The organism is Pseudomonas sp. FH1 (assembly GCF_000510895.2).
GTDB classification, from domain to species: domain Bacteria; phylum Pseudomonadota; class Gammaproteobacteria; order Pseudomonadales; family Pseudomonadaceae; genus Aquipseudomonas; species Aquipseudomonas azotoformans_A.
Genome location: NZ_AOHM01000015.1, coordinates 16446 through 37868 on the forward strand (window position 1 = coordinate 16446; position 21423 = coordinate 37868).

Consider the following 21423-nt stretch of genomic DNA (forward strand, 5'->3'; position numbering starts at 1 on the left):
GGCAAGGTCAAGTTCTGAAACCTTCTGCCGGGCTGGTATTTGGCCGCTTCTAAGGCCAAGCTTCATCCATCTTTGATTCACACCACGGAGCATTCGCCATGCGCTGGTCGTTTTTTGCCCTTGCGGGCCTGATGAGCTTATCGGCCGCTGCGCCCCAAGCCTTCGCCGCAGAAGACTATGCGGTGCTGATCATTTCCCGGGAACGCCTGGAAGTGCCGACCAACTGCGAAATCGGCCTGTACCTGAATGACCAGCTGGCGGGCCGGCTGTTCCAGGAGCAGGCTACGTCATTCAACTTGCCGGCGGGTAATCTGTCGTTGCGCCTGAAGCTGCTGCCGGGCCAATCCCCTGGCTGCCTGCCGGGGATGCTGGCGCCACCGGCGCAGAACATCACGCTCAAGGCCGGTGATGTGCGCAAATTGCGCATTGCCCAGGGCCCGGATGGGATGTACCTCAAAGCCGCCAAACTGGAATACTGAAGGCGCTTGACCTTCCCCACAGGTCAAGGTTGATCCTAGGGGCAACTTCTCTTGGAGGACTGCCCCATGAATGGATCCACCACCTTTGACCTGCCCATCAGCGGCATGACCTGCGCCAGCTGTGCCGGCCGGGTCGAGCGTGCGCTGGGCAAGGTGCCGGGGGTGCAAAGCGTCAGCGTCAACCTGGCCAATGAGCGCGCCCATATCGAAGTACTCGGCCAGATGGACCCCGGCGTGTTGATCGCCGCCGTCGACAAAGCCGGCTACACCGCCACCCTGCCCCAAAGCGAAACCGCCACCGACGCCAATCAAGCCCAGCGTCTGCACCGCGATCGTTGGTCGCTGCTGCTGGCGATCCTGCTGGCACTGCCGCTGGTGCTGCCGATGCTGGTGGAGCCGTTCGGCCTGCACTGGATGCTGCCCGCCTGGGTGCAGTTCGCGCTGGCCACCCCCGTGCAATTCATCTTTGGCGCGCGCTTTTATATCGCCGCCTGGAAAGCCGTGCGTGCCGGTGCTGGCAATATGGACCTGCTGGTGGCGATCGGCACCAGCGCCGGTTACGGCCTGAGTATTTATGAATGGCTCACGGCGCACCCTGGCATGGCGCCGCACCTGTACTTCGAAGCCTCGGCGGTAGTGATCGCCCTGGTGCTGCTCGGTAAATACCTGGAGAGCCGCGCCAAGCGCCAGACCGCCAGCGCTATCCGCGCCCTGGAAGCCTTGCGTCCGGAGCGGGCGATTCGGGTGATTGAAGGCCGTGAAGAAGATGTCGCCATCAATGCCCTGAAACTCAATGATCTGGTGCTGGTAAAACCCGGTGAACGCTTCCCGGTGGACGGTGAAGTCGTCGAGGGCCAAAGCCATGCCGACGAAGCCCTGATCAGTGGCGAGAGCCTGCCCGTACCGAAACAACCCGGCGATCAGGTTACCGGTGGCGCCATCAATGGCGAAGGTCGCCTGCTCGTGCGCACCCTGGCCCTCGGTGCCGAAAGCGTGTTGGCGCGGATCATCCGCCTAGTGGAAGACGCCCAGGCCGCCAAGGCACCGATCCAGAAACTGGTGGATAAAGTCAGCCAGGTATTCGTTCCGGCCGTGCTGGTGCTGGCGTTGATGACGTTGGTGGGCTGGTGGCTGTATGGCGCGCCCCTGGAGACCGCGATCATCAATGCCGTCGCCGTGTTGGTGATCGCCTGCCCTTGCGCCCTGGGCCTGGCGACGCCAACCGCCATCATGGCCGGCACCGGTGTTGCCGCGCGCCACGGCATTTTGATCAAGGACGCAGAAGCCCTGGAACGCGCCCATGAAGTGAGCGCGGTGGTTTTCGACAAGACCGGCACCCTCACCTCCGGCACGCCAAAAATTGCGCACCTGGCAGCCGTGGATGGAAACGAGACCTTGCTGCTGCAGCAAGCCGGCGCATTGCAACGGGGCAGTGAACACCCGCTGGCCAAAGCCGTGCTGGATGCCTGTGATGAAAAAGGGCTGAAGGTGGCTGACGTAACGGCCAGCCAATCCCTGACCGGACGCGGCATCGCCGGCACGCTGGAGGGTCTGCAACTGGCCCTGGGCAATCGTCGCCTGCTGGAAGAAAGCGGCTTGAACGCAGGCGGGTTGGCCGAATCAGCCAAGGCTTGGGAGGCAGAAGGCCGCACCTTGTCCTGGCTGATCGAGCAAGGCCCACAATCCCGAGTGCTGGGGCTGTTCGCCCTTGGCGACACGCTCAAACCCGGCGCGTTGGAAGCGGTGGAGCAACTCAAGGCCCAGCACATCAGCAGCCATTTGCTCACCGGTGACAATCGCGGCAGCGCCCGCGTGGTGGCCGAGGCGTTGGGTATCGACGACGTGCACGCCGAAGTACTGCCCGCCGACAAAGCCGCCACCGTCGCCGAGTTGAAAAAAACCGGCGTGGTTGCCATGGTCGGTGACGGCATCAACGACGCCCCGGCCCTGGCCGCTGCCGATATCGGCATCGCCATGGGCGGCGGCACCGACGTGGCGATGCACGCCGCCGGCATCACCCTGATGCGCGGCGATCCGCGCCTGGTACCGGCCGCGCTGGAGATCAGCCGCAAGACCTACGCCAAGATCCGCCAGAACCTGTTCTGGGCCTTTGTGTATAACCTGATCGGCATTCCCCTGGCGGCATTCGGCCTGCTCAACCCGGTGCTGGCCGGCGCGGCGATGGCCCTGTCTAGCGTCAGCGTAGTGAGTAATGCGTTACTGTTGAAGACGTGGAAGCCCAAGAACCTGGAGGATCAGCGCCCATGAACATCGGCCAAGCCGCGCGCCAGAGTGGGTTGAGTGCCAAGATGATTCGCTACTACGAATCCATCGGCCTGCTCAAAGCCGCGCATCGTACCGACAGCGGCTATCGCGTATACGGGCAGGATGACTTGCACACCCTGGCGTTTATCAAGCGTTCGCGGGACCTGGGGTTTTCACTGGAGGAAGTCGGCAAGCTGCTGACCCTGTGGCAGGACCGGCAACGGGCCAGCGCCGACGTAAAAGCCTTGGCGCGCCAGCATATCGATGAGCTGAACCAGAAGATTCTGGAACTGGGGCAACTGCGCGATACCTTGCAGGACCTGGTGGAACACTGCCAGGGCGATCATCGGCCGGATTGTCCGATTCTCAAGGAGTTGGCTGCCGGGAGCTGTTGCGCCTGACCAGGCGTACACAAAACAACTGTAGGAGCTGGCTTGTGGCGAGGGAGCTTGCTCCCTCGCCACAACAAGCCCGCTCCCACAGCTTTGATCTTCATCTACCCAAAGATCACTGCATCCACGGCGGTGGCGGTGGCTCGTCCGGCACCTTGCTCGGTGGCGCATCATCCGCTGCGCGGATCGCCTGGCGACGCTCCTCGTCCAACCGCGCCGCTTCGATCTCGCGGATCACGCCGCCGACATCCGCCAGTTCTTCCGGCTCGTCAAACTCACCGGTCAAGACACTGGCCGGGTGCAGGGTGCCAGCTTCATACAGCGCCCACATTTCCTTGGCGTACTTGGTCTTCTTCAGCTCCGGGGCAAAGCGCCCGAAGTAGGACGCCATGTTGCCCACATCGCGCTCCAGCATGCTGAAGGCGTGGTTATTGCCCGCCGCATCCACCGCCTGGGGCAGGTCGATGATCACCGGGCCGGTCGGCGTGAGCAGCACGTTGAACTCGGACAGGTCACCGTGCACCAGGCCGGTACACAGCATCAACACGATCTGGGAAATCAGGAAGGCGTGGTATTCGCGCGCCTGGTCCGGTTCCAGCGTGACGTCGTTCAGACGCGGCGCCGCATCGCCGTACTCGTCGGCCACCAACTCCATCAGCAGCACGCCTTCGAGAAAGTCGAACGGCTGGGGCACGCGAACGCCCGCACCGGCCAGGCGGAACAGCGCCGCCACTTCGGCGTTCTGCCAAGCATCTTCGGTCTCTTTCTTGCCGAACTTGGAGCCCTTGGCCATGGCCCGGGCCTGCCGGCTGTTACGGACCTTACGGCCTTCCTGGTATTCGGACGCCTGACGAAAACTTCGTTTGTTCGCCTCCTTGTAAACCTTGGCGCAACGCAATTCGTTGCCGCAGCGCACCACATAAACAGCTGCTTCTTTACCACTCATGAGTGGGCGCAGCACTTCGTCGACCAGACCGTCTTCGATCAGGGGTTCAATGCGTTTAGGAGTCTTCATCAGCTTTTATTGTGGGTCCTTTATTACCAAATACGCGTATGGCACTCGTTATACGGCAATCAGCGCGTCGGTGGGAGGGGCTACCGACCGTTGATCACTCAAGAATGCAACCAATAGGCCAGTTTCAGCGTTCAATGATCGCCGTAACGCCCTGCCCGCCTGCCGCACAGATGGATATCAGCCCGCGGCCCTTGCCCGCCGCATCCAGCAACTTGGCCAGATTGGCAACGATACGTCCACCCGTGGCGGCAAACGGGTGTCCGGCGGCCAGGGAGCTGCCCTTTACATTGAGCCGGCTGCGGTCGATGGCACCCAGGGGGGCATCAAGACCCAGGCGTGTCTTGCAGTAGTCCGCATCTTCCCAGGCCTTGAGCGTGCACAACACTTGGGCAGCGAAAGCTTCGTGGATCTCGTAGTAATCGAAGTCCTGCAACGTCAGACCGTTCCTCGCCAGCAAGCGTGGCACCGCATACACCGGCGCCATCAGCAGGCCTTCGGCACCGTTGACGAAATCCACTGCCGCCGCTTCGCCATCGCGCAAGTACGCGAGGATCGGCAAGCCGCGCTCCTTGGCCCAGGCTTCACTGCCCAAGAGCACCAGCGAGGCGCCATCGGTGAGCGGCGTGGAGTTACCGGCGGTGAGCGTACCCTTTTCGCTGCGCTCAAAAGCCGGCTTGAGGGCGGCGAGTTTTTCCAGAGTCAGGTCGGGGCGCAGGTTGTTGTCGCGGGTCAAGCCTAGAAACGGGGTGAGCAAATCGTTGTGCCAGCCTTCGGCGTAGGCAGCGGCCATTTTCTGGTGGCTTTCCAGGGCGAGTTGGTCCTGCTCGGCGCGGGGGATCTGCCAGGTTTGCGCCATCAATTCGCAGTGCTGGCCCATGGACAAACCGGTACGGGGTTCGCCGTTGCGCGGCAGTTCCGGCTTGAGGTGATGGGGACGAAGTTGTAACAGGACTTTTAATTTATCTGACACGGATTTGCTGCGGTTGGCTTGCAACAGGATCTTGCGCAGGCCTTCATTGACTCCAATGGGCGCATCAGACGTCGTGTCCACCCCACCGGCAATCCCGCATTCGATCTGGCCCAGCGCAATCTTGTTGGCCACCAGCAACGCCGCTTCCAGACCGGTGCCGCACGCCTGCTGGATGTCATAGGCCGGGGTTTGCGGCGACAGGCGCGAACCGAGCACGCATTCACGGGTGAGGTTGAAGTCGCGGGAATGTTTGAGCACGGCGCCAGCGGCCACCTCGCCCATGCGCAAGCCGTGCAGGTTGTAGCGTTCGATCAGGCCTTCCAGGGCGGCGGTCAGCATCGCCTGGTTGCTCGCCGTGGCATAAGGGCCATTGGAGCGGGCAAACGGAATGCGGTTACCGCCGATGATCGCCACACGGCGCAATTGAGTCATGGAAAGCTCCCTTATGGTTATGGGTGGAATCATTCAGCCTAGCCTAGGCTCAATCGAACGAGTGCCACCCCGGGGTGGTCAACCCTTTGAACCCCAGCCTTCGGAGAGCGTTCCATGTCTGACCGTTATATCGACTTCGCCAACTCAAGCCTAGGCCATCGCCTGGTCGCCGCCCTTGGCCTGCCGTCACCGGTACGCCTGGAACGCTGGCAAGCCGGGCGCCTGCGTCCGGTGGAAGGTGCATTGCTGCTGGGCGGCGGCGCGCTGGCGAGCAACGTACAGGCGTTTGCCCACAAGCTTACCGACGCGATTTATACCTACGGCACCGAGACGTCGACGTGGATCCCCGGTCACGGTCCCAAGCTCAAGGCCGTGGTGTTCGACGCCAGCGAGTTGCAACACACCGATCAACTCAAACAGCTGCGCGAATTCTTCCAGCCGCTGCTGAAAAACCTGGATAACAGCGCGCACTTGGTGATCCTCGGCCGCGCGCCGGAAAGCCTCAGCGATCCCTTCGCCGCCAGTGCCCAGCGCGCCCTTGAAGGGTTCAGCCGTTCGCTGGCCAAGGAACTGCGCAATGGCGGCGTGTTGCAATTGCTCTACGTGGGCGACGGTGCCGAGGATCAATTGGAAGGGGCGTTGCGCTTCTTCCTCTCGCCCAAGAGCGCGTATATCTCCGGCCAGGTCATTCGCCTGGAAGCTTGCGCCACACCTGTCGAGGACTGGACGCGGCCCCTGGCCGGGCGCAAGGCGCTGGTCACCGGTGCTGCCCGAGGCATCGGTGCCTCCATCGCCGAAACCCTGGCCCGCGACGGCGCCGAAGTGATCCTGCTCGACGTGCCCCAGGCCAAGGCCGACCTCGAAGCCTTGGCTGCGCGCCTGGGCGCACGCACGGTCGCGCTGGATATCTGCGCCGCAGATGCCGCCAGCCAATTGATCGAACACCTGCCCGATGGCCTCGACATCCTGGTGCACAACGCCGGCATCACCCGTGACAAAACCCTGGCCAACATGACCCCGGAATACTGGGATGCGGTGCTGGCGGTCAATCTCAATGCACCCCAAGTGCTGACCCAGGCGCTGCTCGACAGCGGCACCCTGCATGACAACGCCCGCGTGGTGTTACTGGCGTCGATCAGCGGCATTGCCGGTAACCGTGGGCAGACCAATTACGCCGCGAGCAAAGCGGGATTGATCGGTCTTGCGCAGGCCTGGGCACCGCAGCTCAAGGCGCGCGGCATCAGCATCAATGCGGTGGCCCCCGGCTTTATCGAAACCCAGATGACTGCGCATATTCCATTCGCCTTGCGTGAAGCCGGGCGGCGCATGAGTTCGCTGGGCCAGGGCGGCCTGCCGCAGGACGTCGCCGAAGCAGTGGCGTGGCTCGGCCAACCGGGCTCCGGTGCGGTCACCGGGCAAGCGTTGCGGGTGTGTGGGCAAAGCCTCTTGGGAGCATAAACATGCAATGGAAGACGCTAGGCACTACGCCATTCCTGCCGCCGCTGTATTGGCGCGCGGCACTCAAACGCAAGATCACCGGCAACACACTGCCCGAGCAGGGGTTGCGCTGCCGGGTGAGCATCGATCCCAAGCAGGTGGCGGCGTATCGCAAGGTCTGCGGTTTTGCGGAGAGCCCGATCCTGCCGGCGACCTATCCGCATATCCTGGCCTTCGGGTTACAGATGCAACTGCTCACCGACAAAAAATTTCCCTTCCCGTTGCTGGGGTTGATTCACCTGAGTAACCGCATCCGCATTCATCGCCCGCTGGGGGGTGTCAGTGAGTTGTCCATCGCTGTCCACGCGCAAAACCTCAGGCCCCACCCCAAAGGCGCAATCTTCGATCTGATCACCACCGTCGAGGACTCACTCGGTCTGCTATGGGAAGCCGAAAGCCGCATGCTGTGCCGGGGCGTAAAGCTGGAAGGCGAACCCGAAGATGACGCCCAACCCTCCCCTACCCAGGTCAGCGAACTGACCCGCTGGAAAGCCCCCGCCGATATCGGCCGCCGTTATGCACGGGTTGCCGGCGACTACAACCCGATTCACCTCAGTGCCATCACCGCCAAGCTGTTCGGTTTCCCCCAGGCCATCGCCCACGGGTTGTGGAACAAGGCGCACACCCTCGCAGCCCTTGGCGAACACTTGCCCACCGCCAATATCGAGATCAGCGTCGAGTTCAGAAAACCCGTGCGCCTGCCCGGTGAAGTGACGTTATTGGCCAGCGCCGCGGGTTCCAGCGGTGAGTTGTGGTTGAAAGGCGCGGGCGATATTGAACATATGGTAGGCAAGTGGCGGCCGATCGCCTGAAATAACTCGATTAATTGTATATATATACCCTAAGTTATAGCGGACTTTTTAAAGTCCGCTTTTCTATTCAAGTCATTGATAATTAACACATATATATCTTGATACATCCTCGCCATACATCCTTGGTATTAGTTACTTAAACGGTACACCCGCGCCGTATATAAATCGTTAATACCAAGTAGAGCATTGAGCGAACGCACCGCCGGGGCTGTTATAGCCACACGGACAAACATATCGCTATCCCCAGAAATAGCGAGTGTTTGAAGACAACCAAGGTTGTACAGGTGCAAGGAACTCAATCATGAAAACTCAAGTCGTGTTTTGGAAAGCAAGTACCGCGCTGGCCCTGGCAGTAGCACTGGCACTCGGCGGCTGCAGCAGCGGTGGCGGTGGGCATCACAGTGGTGGATCTTCCGATGCCGGCGCTGGCGCAGGCGGCGGTACGGGTGGTGGTACCGGTGGCGGCACCGACCCTGGCACCAACCCCGGCGGCGGCTCGACGCCATTGGTCACCGCCACGGTGGTCGACACCGTCGGCGATACCGTGACCGGCCTCGGCGGCACCGTCCGCAGCCTGGGCACCACCCTTGGCAGCCTGCCAATCGTGGGCGCCACTGCCGGTGGCCTGGTCAACGCGACCGGCAACGCCGTCGGCAGCATCGGCACCGGCCTTTCAGACGGCCTGGGTTCGCTGGGCACTGACAGCAATGCACTGGGCAAAACCGTCGCTGGCGTGGCCAACGGGGTTTCCGACCTGGGCGATGGCGTGACCGTCACCGGTACTAACGTCGCCACCCTGCTGGGCAACGTGCCTGTAGTCGGCGGCGCTGCACCGGTCGTCGGCAATGTGGTGGGCAAGGTCGGCAATGCCGTCACCATGCTCGGCGACACCCTCAGCACCGCCAGCACCACCGGCCCACTCGGTTCGGTCACCAACACCGTAGGCGCGAAAGTGTTGGTGCCGGTGGTCTCCCTGGTGGAAAACACCACCGGTAAAGTCGGCACCGCCACCGGTCTCGACAAGCCCGTGGGCGGCCTGCTGCAAAAAGTCGGCGATACCGTCGACGGCCTCGGCGATAAAGTCGCTGGCGCAGGCGGCACCGGCAACCCTGTGACCGGAGCCGTGGGCGACGTGCTCAATGGTGTCGGCACCGTGGTCGGCAAGGCCAGTGGTTATGTCGACCCGGATGCAGATAGCAATGGTGGCGGCAGCGGCGGTGGGACCGGCGGTGGGACCGGCGGCGGCACTAACCAGCTGGGCTTGCCTGAACTCATCGGCGGCATCATCGCAGGCGCTGGCAGCGGCCTGGATGCGGGCAGCACCAATGGCGTGGTCAGCGCGACCGGCGTGACCGGCGTCAAAGCCGGCACCACCGTCGCCTCGCTGGGCACTCTCCTGGGCGGCAGCGGCACACCGAACACGGCGGCAGGCGCACCGGTAGCCGGGCTGACCGGCCCGATCGGCAACGCACTCAACCCCGTCACCAGCGGCGTGCAGAGCCTGACCCAAAACGTCGGCAATGCCACCGGCCTGGGTGGCCCGGTCAACGGCCTGGTCACGAATGTCGGCGGCGCCGTCAGCAGCCTCGGTGGCAAAATCAGCGGCACCAATGCCAACCCGGTCACCAACGCCTTGGGCGGCACCGTGACCGCAGTGGGTGGCACCGTGGCATCGATTGGCGGCCTGGTCACCGGCGGCACCAACACCGGCGGCGGCCTGCTCGGTGGTGGCCTGAATGTGGGTGCCGGTGCCTCGGCAGGCGCCAATGCGAACGGTGGTCTTCTGGGCGGGCTGTTGGGTGGCCTGACTGGCAAAAAATAGAATTGCACCTGGCCGATTAGACGGCCTCACCTACAGCGCCTACGCTTGGTTGAGACGAGAGACCCCACTAAGTCTCTCGTCTTTTTTTATGGGTCAGTGATCGACCCCTGAAAGTCCCCCGAACCGCGCCCCCAGAGCCCGGCGGGAATCTGCGAAACGCTGCAGCAATTTTGACCATGGAGTGTCCTATGCGCGCTTTGACGCCGTTGTTGTTGCTCACCCTCAGTGCTTACGCCCACGCCGATACCCTACCCAGTTTCCTCAACAGCAACGACACCATCCGCAACCTGCCCGTGCCCAACCTGCCCGCCGACGCCTACCGACCAGCCGCCACACCGACCCAGGTTCCGGTGCCAGCGGCGACCGCCGGGCAACCGCTGCTGATGGATACCAAAGTGACCATCCGCAAACTGCAGATCGACGGCGGCACGGTGTACCCGCTCAAGGAAGTCGCCCAGGTTTTCGAGCCGCTGATTGGCCATGAAACCAACCTGGCGCAACTGATCGAAGCCACCCGCAGCATTACCCGCCGCTACCAAGAGGACGGCTATCTGCTGTCCTATGCCTATCTGCCGGAACAACGCTTCGAAGGCGGCCTGGTACAAGTGGTGTTGGTAGAGGGTTATATCCGCGATTACCAAGTGCAAGGCGACACCGGTTCGGTCTCGTCCTACATCGACAAGCTGGCGGAAAAACTCAAGGCCGAGCGCCCGCTTACACGCAAGACCTTCGAACGCTACACCACGCTGATGAGCGCCATCCCTGGCCTCACCGTGCAAGCCCTGGTGCCGCCACCCAACACCACCGATGGCGGCACGCATATGCAGGTCACTGCCAGCCGCAAACCCTTTACCACTAGCATGAGCCTCAATGAAGCCAACCGCGGCGGCACCCAAGCGCTGCTGACCGCCACCAGCAACTCGTGGACGTCCATGGGCGAACAACTGAGCGTCAGCGGCCTGTTCCCACCGGGCGAAGACAAAGAGCATTACTACCGAGCGAGCTACAGCCAATTCATCAACGCCGAGGGCACCCAACTTGCGCTCTCGGGCGAACGCTACCGCGCCGATCCCAAGACCGGGCTGCAATTGGGCGACGGCCTTGAACTCAAGCCACACCAGGAAATCGACCGTTACTCCATTGGTCTCAGCCACCCCTTTATCGCCTCGCCCAGCGAGTCATTGAGCCTGGGCACGCGCCTCTACGCCGTCGACCAGACCAACCGCTACAAGATCGACGGTTTCCCACAACGCTTTGAACTGGAAACAGACCTGCGCGCCCTGGCATTCGAAGGTGACTGGCGCAAGGCCGACACCACGCAGTTGCGCATCATCAGCGGCGGCATCTACCAAGGTATCAATGGTCTGGGCGCCAAGACCCGCACGGATTTCGGCGGCCTCAAGCAGGACCTCGACTTCTTCCGCCTGCGCCTGTCCGGCGTGCAGAGCAACAAGCTGTTCGATAACTGGCAAGGCGTGCTATCGGGCGCGCTCTACTGGAGCAACGATTACTTGCCCGACAGCGAACGCGCCACCTTCGGCGGGCAAAGCTTCGGCCGCGGCTACCCGGATGACCAGGGCACCGGCGACAAGGGCTGGGGCCTGGCCTACGAGGTCAACTACAGCTATAACCGCGCCGGCGACTGGGTGAGGATTCTGCAACCCTACGTGGTGTTCGACCGTGCCAAGACCTGGTTCAACGACGTGCAGGTCAAAGGCAACGACCTGTCATCGGCGGCGCTGGGGCTGCGTTTTGGTGATGCCAAGTACTACAACATCGCGCTGGAAGTCGCCAAGCCGATGTCGGACGTGGCATTGGACAGCTACGATCGGCGGCCTCGGTATTCGTTGAGTTTCAGCTACCAGCTGTAACCGGACCCTGTAGGCGCCTGGGATAGCGGCGCCTACAGTCTGGTTTTGGGGAGAGGAAACAGGTTGTTCAAGGTATCGATCAACCGCACCAGATAGATCGGTTTGCGAAACAGGTCCAGCACCTGCAGACGCAGCATGTCGCTTACATCATCCATTTCCGCATGACCCGACATCACAATCACCGGCAGGTGTGAGCGTGAGGTGTGTTCGCGCAGGCGCTTGATCAAGGAAATGCCACTTTCCTCGGGCATGCGCAGGTCCGTGATGACCAGCGCGATGTCCGGGTGAAGTGTCAATTCTTGCAGGGCGAAGGTGACGGAAGTTGCAGTGAAACAGACAAATCCCTCGTTTTCGAGGGATTCGGCGAGTTCGATCAAGGCGTCCTCTTCGTCGTCCACCAATAGAATTTGCTGGCGTGAGGACGCGCTCATGGCATTACCTTCAAGAAGGGATAATCATAACGGCTACCACAGCTAAATCAGGTCCCGGTCGGCATATTAGTGGTCATATTGGTGAAGATATTTTTAATCTTAGTTCCCAGCCCTGTCCCTGCCCCCACAATAACGAGCGCAACCAACGCGACGACAATGGCGTACTCAATACCTGAGGCTCCCTCTTTGCGGCTGAAAAATAGTTGCGTTTGGATATAAAGCTTCAACACCAGGTCAAGGAACATAAGACTTCTCCCTAAAACGCCACTGGAAGCCGGAACGGCTCTAGTACCAGATGATCGCGGCGTGCTACTAGAGCATTGTCAACAAACCTCAGCCTCACAACTGTAATAACGGATTAATCACAAAGTATTAGTCGTAAAGTTGACGCCATAAACCCGCACCCTGAAAGGCTGCTTTTATAGTTCAGATAAATTTTTCCTGGGGTAATGGCATTTCGTCCTAGCTGAGCTACCTTCAAATAGCCAAATCGTTAGATGTTCATCACAGCCAGGTTGCGGATTAACCCATTCGGATTAAGCGGGTGTGCAGTGCAACGGGAAAGGGAGAGCCGTCATGAACAGTCGCATCAGCATGGTCCTGGCCGGCTTGCTGCTGATCGGGGCCTTGATCGCCGGGTACTGGGGGCTTGTTTTAAGCCGCGCACCGGAGCCTGTAGCCGCCCCTGCCGCACCTGTCGTTTCCGTTGATAACACCGTCGCTGCCGTTGAAGACCAGACTCGCCAACCGGTGGTCGTGCTGGTACATGACGTGTCCGCCTTTACTCCGTTGACCGCCGCCGACCTGGCCGTCGAAAAACTGCTCACCGCACCCGCCGGCAGCCTGACCCAACTCGACCAGGCCATCGGCCGCACGCCCCTGCGTACGCTGGGCGCGGGCACGTGGCTCACCGAAGAAAGCTTCAGCGCCGGCGGCCCACTCGCACGCATGATCCGCCCGAACGAGCGCGCCCTGGCCGTAGCGGTGGATGAAGTGAGCGGCGCCGGAGGTCAATTGACGCCCGGCGACTACGTGGATGTGCTGCTGTTCCTGCGCCAAGATGCGGGCAACGCCGAACAGTCGGCGCAGATCGTTCTTCCGGCCATGCGCCTGCTCAGCGTCGGTGACCAATTGGGCCTGGCCAACGATGGCAAACCTGCGGTTCCTCCTCCGGCCACGCCTGAAGAACGCGTCCAAGCTGCCCAACGCCGAGCCGGCGCACGCACCGTGGTGCTGGCCGTGCCGGAGCCATTGTTAAGCCGCCTGATGCTCGCGGCCCAAGCCGGTGTGTTGCGCCTGGCCGTGCGCAGCGCCGAGGAACAACTGCTCAGCCGCTACTGGGCCGGCGAAAGCGATGCGTCAGAGCGATTGGAAAGCGCCAACCGCGACCTCTACCAATTCACCCAACTGGCCCTGGTCGGCCCGCCCAAACGTGTCGCCCAAACCTCCACCGCTGGACCCGGCGTACGCCGTGGCATTGAAGTGATTCGCGGCGCCCAAGCGGCGCCACAAACTCCGTGATCGAGCAAGGATGCCTTGAATGAGCCATCGCTACGCACCCCTGTTCACGCAACTGGCCTGGGCCCTGATGCTGTCGAGCCTGCCGGTCGGCATGGCCGTGGCGGCGCCGGGCAACTGCAGCGCCTTGGGCCAGTTGCCCGCCGTGGTCGAGGTGGGAGAAGGCCTGCAACAAGAGCTGCAATCGCCAGTGGCAATTACGCGCCTGGCCATCGGCGACCCGAGAATCGCCGATGTGCGGGTCAATGGTGACCGCAATTTTCTGCTGACCGGTGTCTCGTCCGGCGCCACCAGCCTGATGGTCTGGACCGCCTGCGCCAGCACGCCGCGCCAAAGCATGGTGTTCGTCAAAGGCAAGGCGACGTCGGCCTTGACCAGCTTGTCGCTGTCGCCGTCGGACGATCCGCTGTTGCCCAGCCAGGTGCAGACGGATATCCGCTTTGTCGAGGTCAGTCGTACCAAGCTCAAAGAGGCCAGCACCACGATCCTCGGCACCGCCAAGAACGCTTTTTTCGGCAGCCCCAACTTGCTGTTCCCCACGCCCACCACCCAGGCCCTGGCAATCAGCAGCAGCAACTTCAATATCGGTTTTGGCGGCGGTCGTGTCTCAGCCATGATCAACGCGCTGGAACGCAGCGGTTTTGCCTACACCCTGGCACGGCCAAGCCTGGTGGCCATGAGCGGCCAGAGTGCCTCCTTTCTGGCTGGCGGCGAGGTGCCAGTGCCGGTACCCAGTGCCGGCAGCGACACCATTTCCATCGAATACAAAGAGTTCGGTATTCGCCTGACCCTGACCCCCACAGTGATTGACCGTAACCGCATCACCCTCAAGGTGGCGCCGGAAGTCAGCGAGTTGGACTACAGCAACGCGGTACAGATCGAAGGCATCCAGGTGCCGGCCCTGACGGTCCGTCGAACCGACACCAGCGTGTCCCTGGCCGATGGCGAAAGCTTTGTGATCAGCGGCCTGATCAGCACCAATAACCGCTCAACCATCAGCAAGTTTCCGGGGCTGGGCGATATCCCGATCCTTGGCGCATTTTTTCGTGACTCCAACATCAGCCGCGAAGAGAAGGAACTGCTGATGATCGTCACGCCGCATCTGGTGCAACCGCTGGCTGCCAACGCGCAACTGCCCTCCCTGCCGGGCGAAAAACTGCGCAACTATGATCCGAACTGGTATCGGTTGTTCTTCCTGGAAAACGGCAACTTCGACCGTCGCAGTGGACTTTCCCAATGAGCGATAGCCTGAGCCAGACCTTTCTCGCCATCACCCGCAACACCACTGATATGGAGTGGCTGCAGGGCGCCCTGGCGCCCCTGGGCCAAGTCGTCAGCGCCGGCACCGGCAGCCTCGACGAACTGCTGGCGCTGGTGGACGTGACCTTCGCCAACCTGGTATTCGTCGGCCTGGACCGCGAAAACGTCGTGGCCCAGAGCGCACTCATTGAAGGCGCCCTGGAAGCCAAGCCGATGCTCGCCGTGGTCGCCCTGGGCGATGGCATGGACAACCAGTTGGTCCTGAATGCGATGCGCGCCGGTGCCCGCGATTTCGTCGCCTACGGTTCGCGATCCAGTGAAGTGGCGGGCCTGGTGCGACGCTTGAGCAAGCGCCTGCCCACCGTCACGCCCAACACACAGCTGGGCGGCCTGACCGTATTGTTTGGCACCCAGAGCAATGCCGATGGAGCAATGTTGGCCACCCACCTGGCGCTGGTCGTACAGAAAAGCGGGCAGCAAACCCTGCTGCTCGACCTCGGCCTGCCGCGCAGCGACAGCCTGGCCTTGCTGGGTCTGGAGAGCACGTTTAATTTCGGTGATGCGTTGCGGCATTTGCGTCGCCTCGACACCACCCTGATCAACAGCGCCTTCACCACCGCCCTGGATGGTTTGCGCATCCTGGCCTACGCCACCGGTGACGAACCGCTCAAACTCACCAGTGCCGCCGAACTGTTCATGTTGCTCAGTGCGCTGCGCCAACATTTCCAGCACATCGTCGTGAACATCACGGGGCAACCCGACAGCGAAGCCCTGCGCACCTTTGTCAGCCACTGCGACAAACTGCTGTGGTGCACCGACCAGAGCGTACTGGACTGTCGCCGCAACCTGGCGATACTCAACCGCTGGCGCGAAAAAGGCATGAAACTCGATCACGCCAAGCTGGTGGTGGACCGCTATATCAAGGCGTGCGCCCCCGACACCGAAGCCCTGGAAAAAAGCTTCGGCCTTGAGTGCATCGCTGTATTGCCCCTGAGCGCCGAACTGCGCCTGAATGTGAAAAACCAAGGCCAGACCCTGTTTGCCCTGGCCCCGCGTGAACCCTTGACCCAAGCCGTGCGCACCTTGGGCGAGCGCCTGGCGAAGCGATCCGAAGGCTTGGCAAAACCTTCAATGCGCTGGTTTGAACGCATCCTGGGGTCGGGACGATGAACGGCGAAAAACTGTTTGGCGGCCCGGCCCGCACTGCCGGTGGCAACAGCGATCACGATGGCCTGAAGCTGGTGCTGCACCGCTACATCATCGACGCCATCGAGGAGTCGGGTAAAAACCTGCTCGAAGGCACGCGCCAGTCCCTGGCGCAGTTTGTCATCGACAAGGTCTCCGAATACATCACGCGCATGCGCCTGGCGATCTCGCGTTATGAGATGGAGCGCCTGGCCGAAGAAATCGTCGACGAACTCACCGGTTTCGGCCCGCTGGAAGTGCTGCTGCGTGACCCCTCGGTGACGGAAATCCTGGTCAACGGGCCGCACCGTGTGTTTATCGAACGCGATGGCCTGCTGCACCAGAGTGACCTGCGCTTTATCGACGACCACCACGTGGAGCGTGTGATGCAACGCATCCTCGCGCCGCTGGGCCGGCGCCTGGATGAGTCCTCACCGATGGTGGATGCGCGCTTGCCCGATGGCAGCCGGGTCAACGCGATCATCCCGCCGATTGCCCTGGATGGCCCGTGCCTGTCGATCCGAAAATTCCGCAAGGACATGCTCAAGAGCAGCGACCTGGTCGCCATGCAGACCATTGATCAAAGCATCTTCGAGTTCTTCCAGGAGGCCGTGGGCAAGCGCTGCAATATCTTGATCAGCGGCGGCACCGGCACCGGCAAGACCACACTGCTGAACATCCTCAGCCAGTTGATCAACCCCCATGAACGCCTGGTGACCATCGAAGACGTCGCCGAACTGCAACTGGGCCATCCCCATGTGGTGCGCCTGGAAACCCGTCCGCCGAACGCCGAGGGCCATGGTGAAGTGCGCTCCAGCGACCTGATCCGCAACGCCCTGCGGATGCGCCCGGACCGCATCATCCTCGGGGAAATCCGTGGCGTGGAAGTACTCGACGTCATGACCGCCATGAACACCGGCCACGACGGCTCCATGAGCACCGTGCACGCCAACAATGCCCAGGATGCCCTGCTGCGCCTGGAAACCCTGGTGGGTTTGACCGGCCGTGTGGTCGCCGAAAAAACCCTGCGCCAGATGATCTGTGCTGCGCTGGACGTGATCATCCAATTGACGCGCATGCCTGATGGCCGTCGCTGCGTCAGCGAAGTGGTGGAAGTGGTCGGCGTGCGCGAAGACGTGTATGTCACCAACACCCTGTTCCGCCTGGACCGGCGCACCGGCTTCGGCTTCCTGCGCGAGGCTATCAACCCGGCCGGCGACAAACTGCGCCGCGAGTCGGCCTTGCAGTCATAGGGAGCGCGTGATGATAGGACCGGTGTTGTTGCTTGTTTGCCTGCTGCTGATCGGCCTGTCGTTCTGGCAACTTCAGCATGGCCTGCGCAAGGCCCAGACCGACCGCGTACTGGAACGCCTCGGCCAGGGCCAGCCCGAAGCACAGGACGTCAACACCACGTGGACCGGCCTTGAGCGGATGTTTCAGCGTGCCGGGTTGGGCAAACCCACCGACCGCCTTGGCCTGTGGGTGAGCGCCTGGGTGATCGGCGCATTGTTGGGCTGGCTGCTGGCCGATGGCTTGGGCCTGGTCGCGATGATCGTAGGGCCGCCCCTGTTCCTGCGGGTGTACATCAGCTGGCGTTATCAACGCCGCGTGCAGCGTATGGTCGAGCAACTGCCGCAGTTGCTCGACCACAGCGTGCGCAGCCTCAAATCCGGCAGAACCTTGGCCGACGCCGTATTGGGTGGCGTCGAGAGCACTGAAAACCCGCTCAAGGAAGCCATGGGCCGTGTGCAGCGCAACGTGCGCATGGGCGTCAGCCTGCCGGACTCGGTCAGCGACTTTGCCGAGTTCTACGAACAGGACGAATTCCGCCTGTTCGCCCTCGGCCTGAAGGTCAATCACCGTTATGGCGGCAACGCCAGTGAGCTGCTGGAAAACCTGATCAAAATGATCCGCGAACGGGAACAGGGCGCCCGTCAACTCAAGGCCATGACCGGCGAAACCCGCATGACCGCCTACGTGCTCGGCGGGCTGCCGATACTGATCGTGGGCTACTTCATCATCGTCAATCCCGATTACCTGATGACCATGTGGAACGACGGCACGGGGCGCATCATGCTGTTCAGCGCGCTGGCCATGGACATCAGCGGCACCTTGCTCATGTGGCGCATGCTGAGGAGTGTCTGAGATGGCCCTGCTGGCCTGTGCCTTGTTGTTACTCGCCGCCCTGGTCTTGGTGGGCGGCCAGTTGCTCGAAAACCGCCGGCGTGATCGCCAGGTCGCTGAACGCCTGCAAGGGCGCATGGGTGGCGATGCCAAGTTCGGTACGCTGTTGCGTCAACTCGGCGCAAGCAGCCTGGCGCAGCGCTCGGTCAGCCTGGACAACGAGACCCAGGTACTGCTCAACCGCATCGGTTGGCGCAAGGCCAGCCAACGCTCGTTGTTTGCGGCCTTTCAGATCGGCTTGCCCATCGTGCTCTTGGGCCTGACTTTTCTCGGCCAGCAGATTTTTTTCCCTGACATGGACCCCGCCTGGATTGCGCCCCTGTTTGGCCTGGGCATCGGCTACCTGCTACCTAAACGCGTGCTGGCCGCCGCCGCCAGGCATCGTCAGCAGGCCATCGCCAAAGAAATCTCAACCTTCATTCCGCTGCTGCGCATCCTCTTCGAATCGGGCATGGCAGTTGAACAATCATTACGCGTACTGGGCACCGAAGCCCAACGCTTGCTCCCTCACCTCACCCATGAATTGCGCCTGATCCTGGCGCGGGTCGACTCCGGGCTGGAGCTGGGCGAAGAACTGGGCAAGACCGCGCGTTTGCTGGAGGTGGATGAATTCACGGACACCTGCATCATTCTCCAACAATTGATCCAGCAGGGCGGCGGCGCGATGAAGTCCTTGCTGGCGCTCAAGCAACTGCTCGACGACCGCCGCCTGACCCGCCTGCAGGAATACATCTCGAAGATGTCGGCAAAGATGTCGGTGGTGATGATGGTGTTCCTGTTTCCCGCGTTGCTGATCGTGCTCGGCGGCCCGGCCTTTATCGGCATCGCCCGTGCGTTGGTCCATTTTTGAGGAGACGTTGATGAAAGTACTGATTGCCGGCATGGCCTTGCTGATGCTCGGCGGCTGCGCCACCAACGGCCAATCGCCCTGGGCCGCGCTGACCTCGCCGGGCAGTTGCGCCAAGCCGAGTTCGGAGCAGGAACTGGCGCTCAACCTGTCCGATGATTTAGCCAACGAAGGCAAGCTGCACGCCAGCCTGGCGAACCTGCAGAACCTGCCCGACGCCTTGCCTCAGGTGCGTCAGCGCAAGGCCCGCACGTACCGCCTGCTCGGGCGCAGTGAAGCCGAGCCGCTGTACCGCAGCCTGCTCGGCACCTGCATGACCGCCGAAGGCGAGCACGGCCTGGGGCAGTTGGCAGTCGCCAAAGGTGACAACGGACTGGCCATGGCGCACCTGCAACGCGCGGCACAGCTGGCGCCCACCGACGAAAAGATCCGCAATGACTTGGGCGTGGTGTACCTCAACCAATTGCGCGTGGAAGACGCTCGCTTTGAGTTCATGACCGCCATCGAACTCAAGCAGGGCGACCCGTTGGCCGCCGTCAACCTGGTAACGCTGTTGATCTATCAGGATGACTGGGGGCAAGCGGCCAAAGTGGTCAGCCAGCTGGGCCTGAGCCGCGAGCAAGTCACGGACGCCCAGGCCCGTGCGGAAAAACTCAAGGGTGCCCGCACGGCGGCGCGCAAAGTCGCTACAGTCCGCGATGGCCTGCCGGTGAGCCTCAAGTAAGGAGTGATCGATGAAAGCACATTACCTGATCGGGCTGGCGCTGTTACCACTGGGTGCCATGGCCATCGAACCCGGCCCGTCATCACCGCAGCAGGCGGAAACGGAAAACTGGATGGCGTTGCAGATCAATGGGCGGGCCGCTTCGTCGACGCCGCAAAGGGCCACGCCCGCGGAACGGGAGCAGTCCTTGCAGCGTTGGCTGGACAGTCACAAGCACCCGATTCCGGAGTTTTATGAATCGGAGTCGGGTGGGGGTTCTAAAGCCGGCAAGAGCCAGTGACGCTCAATGGGCGGTCACTCGCTGGCGCATCGCCGAGTTGCTCGGCGACAAGGCCAGTGCCAGTTGGGTGCGGTTATGCATATGGGTCAGGCGCAATACCTGGGACACGTACAGCTTGACGGTGTTCTCGGTGATCCCCAGTTCGCAGGCGATCTGGTAGTTGGTCTGGCCCTTGCCCACCAGGCGCGCAACATCAAGCTGGCGCGGTGACAGCTGGTTGAAGATGGTCGGAATTTCCATCGGCCCGGCGTCTTCGGCAACCAGATCGGCCTCATCGGCCAACCCGGCGCTTGGGCTGCGACGCACTTTGTCGAGGTCCTGGTACAGGTCATTGATGGATTCGGAAAGGTATTGCAGCTTCTGGTTCAGGTGCCCCAGTTGCAGTTCTTTCTGCCGCTCCTCCAATGCCGCTTCCTGGCGCTGCAGGCCTTCGAGCAACTCGTCGAGATTGATCGGTTTCTGGTAGTAGTCCGAGATCCCCGCGCGCAGGGCCTTGATCACGTCCTGTTTATCGGCGCGTCCGGTGAGCATGATCGCTTCGAACGCCCGCGCCTTGCCCGCCACCTTCTGCATGGCCTGCACCAGCTCGATGCCGTCCATGTCCGGCATGTGCAGGTCGCACAGCACCAGGCCGATCTCGGCGTCTTCGCTGAAGCGCTGCAAGGCGTGTCGGCTGGACTCACACGGGACGCAGCGGTAACCACTGCTTTCAAGAAATTCGCAGAGCTCTTCAACGATCAACGGTTGATCGTCGACCACGAGCACTTTCACCGCCGAGGTAAGCTTGTTCACGCGTTACTCCATGCCTGGCCAGCCAAAAGATTGACCTATCCATTTTGACGAAGAATCCTATGCATCCACTCAATAAACCTAGACCTACTTTCCGACTATGTACATAGCGATAGAGGCCTTGTGCGACTAATGGATCCAAAGCCAGTACAGCACAAACCCTGTCAATACAAAGGGGGCATAAGGCTGCTTTGTTGACACGCCTGGTGACGATACCTCGCGGCGCACGCTAAGCCGTTGATGGATAAGCACCCAGGCGCCCTGGAACACAGCGGCACCGATCAACGACCACAACAAGACATCCAGATTGCTCGCCAGGGCCAGGGTGGCCAGCAGCTTCACATCCCCCGCGCCAAAGCGGCCCAGCGCATACCCCGGCAAGGTCAGCAACAGCGCCACGGTGAAGGCCCAGCCTCCATCGGTGGCGGGCGCACCCAACCAGGTCGTGCCCGTCCATACCAGGTAGATCAACGCCAACAAAGCCGCCCCCAGGGTCAAGCTGTTGGCGATTTGCCGTTGGCGCATGTCCTGCAACGCACAAAGTCCCAACCAGAGCAGTATCACCACGCTATGGATCACGTAAAAAACATCCCTTTTCGCTGAATGATTCTATGCTGATATCAAGTAGTAGCCGTCAGGGTAGACGCAGT

Annotated in this window: 21 protein-coding genes; 15 read left to right on the forward strand and 6 right to left on the reverse strand. The window is 61.8% G+C overall.

Going from position 1 to position 21423, the window contains the following annotated elements:
- Positions 1-98: 98 nt before the first annotated feature.
- The 3 genes from H096_RS06240 to cueR all read left to right on the forward strand — a co-directional run bounded on the left by H096_RS06240 (position 99) and on the right by cueR (position 3145).
- On the forward strand, positions 99-479 hold the full coding sequence (locus H096_RS06240) for a hypothetical protein (RefSeq protein ID WP_016977036.1): 381 nt from the start codon (positions 99-101) through the stop codon (positions 477-479).
- Positions 480-545: 66 nt separating this feature from the next.
- Positions 546-2747, forward strand: a complete 2202-nt coding sequence (locus H096_RS06245; RefSeq protein WP_033897311.1) for a heavy metal translocating P-type ATPase — start codon at positions 546-548, stop codon at positions 2745-2747.
- Positions 2744-3145, forward strand: coding sequence for a Cu(I)-responsive transcriptional regulator (cueR, locus tag H096_RS06250; RefSeq protein WP_033897312.1), 402 nt, complete (start codon positions 2744-2746; stop codon positions 3143-3145). The genes H096_RS06245 and cueR overlap by 4 nt, the downstream gene beginning before the upstream one ends.
- 106 nt (positions 3146-3251) lie before the next feature.
- Here the strand turns inward: cueR and H096_RS06255 are convergent, their stop codons facing one another.
- Both H096_RS06255 and H096_RS06260 read right to left on the reverse strand, forming a co-directional pair.
- A complete protein-coding gene (locus H096_RS06255) occupies positions 3252-4151 on the reverse strand; it encodes a PA4780 family RIO1-like protein kinase (protein ID WP_016977033.1) in 900 nt (299 codons plus the stop codon).
- A 124-nt stretch (positions 4152-4275) separates the two neighbouring features.
- On the reverse strand, positions 4276-5553 hold the full coding sequence (locus H096_RS06260) for an acetyl-CoA C-acetyltransferase (protein WP_033897313.1): 1278 nt from the start codon (positions 5551-5553) through the stop codon (positions 4276-4278).
- A gap of 114 nt (positions 5554-5667) precedes the next feature.
- Here H096_RS06260 and H096_RS06265 point away from each other — a divergent pair, with 114 nt between their 5' ends.
- The 4 genes from H096_RS06265 (at position 5668) to H096_RS06280 (ending at position 11555) form a co-directional block, all read left to right on the forward strand.
- The gene (locus H096_RS06265) at positions 5668-7011 is read left to right on the forward strand and encodes a 3-oxoacyl-ACP reductase (RefSeq protein ID WP_033897314.1); all 1344 of its coding nucleotides are present in this window, start codon (positions 5668-5670) and stop codon (positions 7009-7011) included.
- Between the two features lie 2 nt (positions 7012-7013).
- The gene (locus H096_RS06270) at positions 7014-7862 is read left to right on the forward strand and encodes a MaoC/PaaZ C-terminal domain-containing protein (protein WP_033897315.1); all 849 of its coding nucleotides are present in this window, start codon (positions 7014-7016) and stop codon (positions 7860-7862) included.
- Positions 7863-8163: 301 nt separating this feature from the next.
- The gene (locus tag H096_RS06275) at positions 8164-9684 is read left to right on the forward strand and encodes a collagen-like triple helix repeat-containing protein (protein ID WP_033897316.1); all 1521 of its coding nucleotides are present in this window, start codon (positions 8164-8166) and stop codon (positions 9682-9684) included.
- Positions 9685-9872: 188 nt separating this feature from the next.
- Positions 9873-11555 (forward strand): POTRA domain-containing protein, encoded by a 1683-nt coding sequence (locus H096_RS06280; protein WP_033897317.1) that lies wholly within the window; start codon positions 9873-9875, stop codon positions 11553-11555.
- Between the two features lie 32 nt (positions 11556-11587).
- Here H096_RS06280 and H096_RS06285 read toward each other — a convergent pair whose 3' ends face one another.
- Positions 11588-11986 carry a response regulator gene (locus tag H096_RS06285; protein WP_016977027.1) on the reverse strand — a complete coding sequence of 133 codons (399 nt, stop codon included), beginning with the start codon at positions 11984-11986 and terminating at the stop codon, positions 11588-11590.
- 47 nt (positions 11987-12033) lie between these two features.
- A complete protein-coding gene (locus H096_RS06290) occupies positions 12034-12231 on the reverse strand; it encodes a Flp family type IVb pilin (RefSeq protein WP_033897318.1) in 198 nt (65 codons plus the stop codon).
- A gap of 331 nt (positions 12232-12562) precedes the next feature.
- Between H096_RS06290 and cpaB the strand changes: the two genes are divergently transcribed.
- The 8 genes from cpaB to H096_RS06330 are packed head-to-tail and all read left to right on the forward strand — an operon-like array spanning position 12563 to position 19984.
- Positions 12563-13507, forward strand: a complete 945-nt coding sequence (cpaB, locus tag H096_RS06295; protein ID WP_033897319.1) for a Flp pilus assembly protein CpaB — start codon at positions 12563-12565, stop codon at positions 13505-13507.
- Between the two features lie 19 nt (positions 13508-13526).
- Positions 13527-14744, forward strand: coding sequence for a type II and III secretion system protein family protein (locus H096_RS06300; RefSeq protein ID WP_033897320.1), 1218 nt, complete (start codon positions 13527-13529; stop codon positions 14742-14744).
- A complete protein-coding gene (locus H096_RS06305; RefSeq protein WP_033897321.1) occupies positions 14741-15934 on the forward strand; it encodes a pilus assembly protein in 1194 nt (397 codons plus the stop codon). Before H096_RS06300 ends, H096_RS06305 begins: the two co-directional genes overlap by 4 nt.
- A complete protein-coding gene (locus tag H096_RS06310) occupies positions 15931-17202 on the forward strand; it encodes a CpaF family protein (RefSeq protein WP_033897322.1) in 1272 nt (423 codons plus the stop codon). The genes H096_RS06305 and H096_RS06310 overlap by 4 nt, the downstream gene beginning before the upstream one ends.
- A 10-nt stretch (positions 17203-17212) precedes the next feature.
- Positions 17213-18094: a type II secretion system F family protein gene (locus tag H096_RS06315; RefSeq protein WP_033897323.1), complete on the forward strand. Its 882-nt coding sequence runs from the start codon at positions 17213-17215 to the stop codon at positions 18092-18094.
- 1 nt (position 18095) lies between these two features.
- A complete protein-coding gene (locus H096_RS06320; RefSeq protein WP_033897324.1) occupies positions 18096-18983 on the forward strand; it encodes a type II secretion system F family protein in 888 nt (295 codons plus the stop codon).
- Positions 18984-18993: 10 nt separating this feature from the next.
- Positions 18994-19704, forward strand: coding sequence for a tetratricopeptide repeat protein (locus H096_RS06325; protein WP_033897325.1), 711 nt, complete (start codon positions 18994-18996; stop codon positions 19702-19704).
- Positions 19705-19714: 10 nt separating this feature from the next.
- Positions 19715-19984: a DUF3613 domain-containing protein gene (locus tag H096_RS06330; protein ID WP_033897326.1), complete on the forward strand. Its 270-nt coding sequence runs from the start codon at positions 19715-19717 to the stop codon at positions 19982-19984.
- Between the two features lie 3 nt (positions 19985-19987).
- On the opposite strand, the gene H096_RS06335 is transcribed toward H096_RS06330, so the two are convergent.
- The gene (locus H096_RS06335; RefSeq protein WP_033897327.1) at positions 19988-20776 is read right to left on the reverse strand and encodes a response regulator transcription factor; all 789 of its coding nucleotides are present in this window, start codon (positions 20774-20776) and stop codon (positions 19988-19990) included.
- 126 nt (positions 20777-20902) lie between these two features.
- On the reverse strand, positions 20903-21352 hold the full coding sequence (locus H096_RS06340) for a prepilin peptidase (RefSeq protein ID WP_033897328.1): 450 nt from the start codon (positions 21350-21352) through the stop codon (positions 20903-20905).
- Positions 21353-21423: the final 71 nt, after the last annotated feature.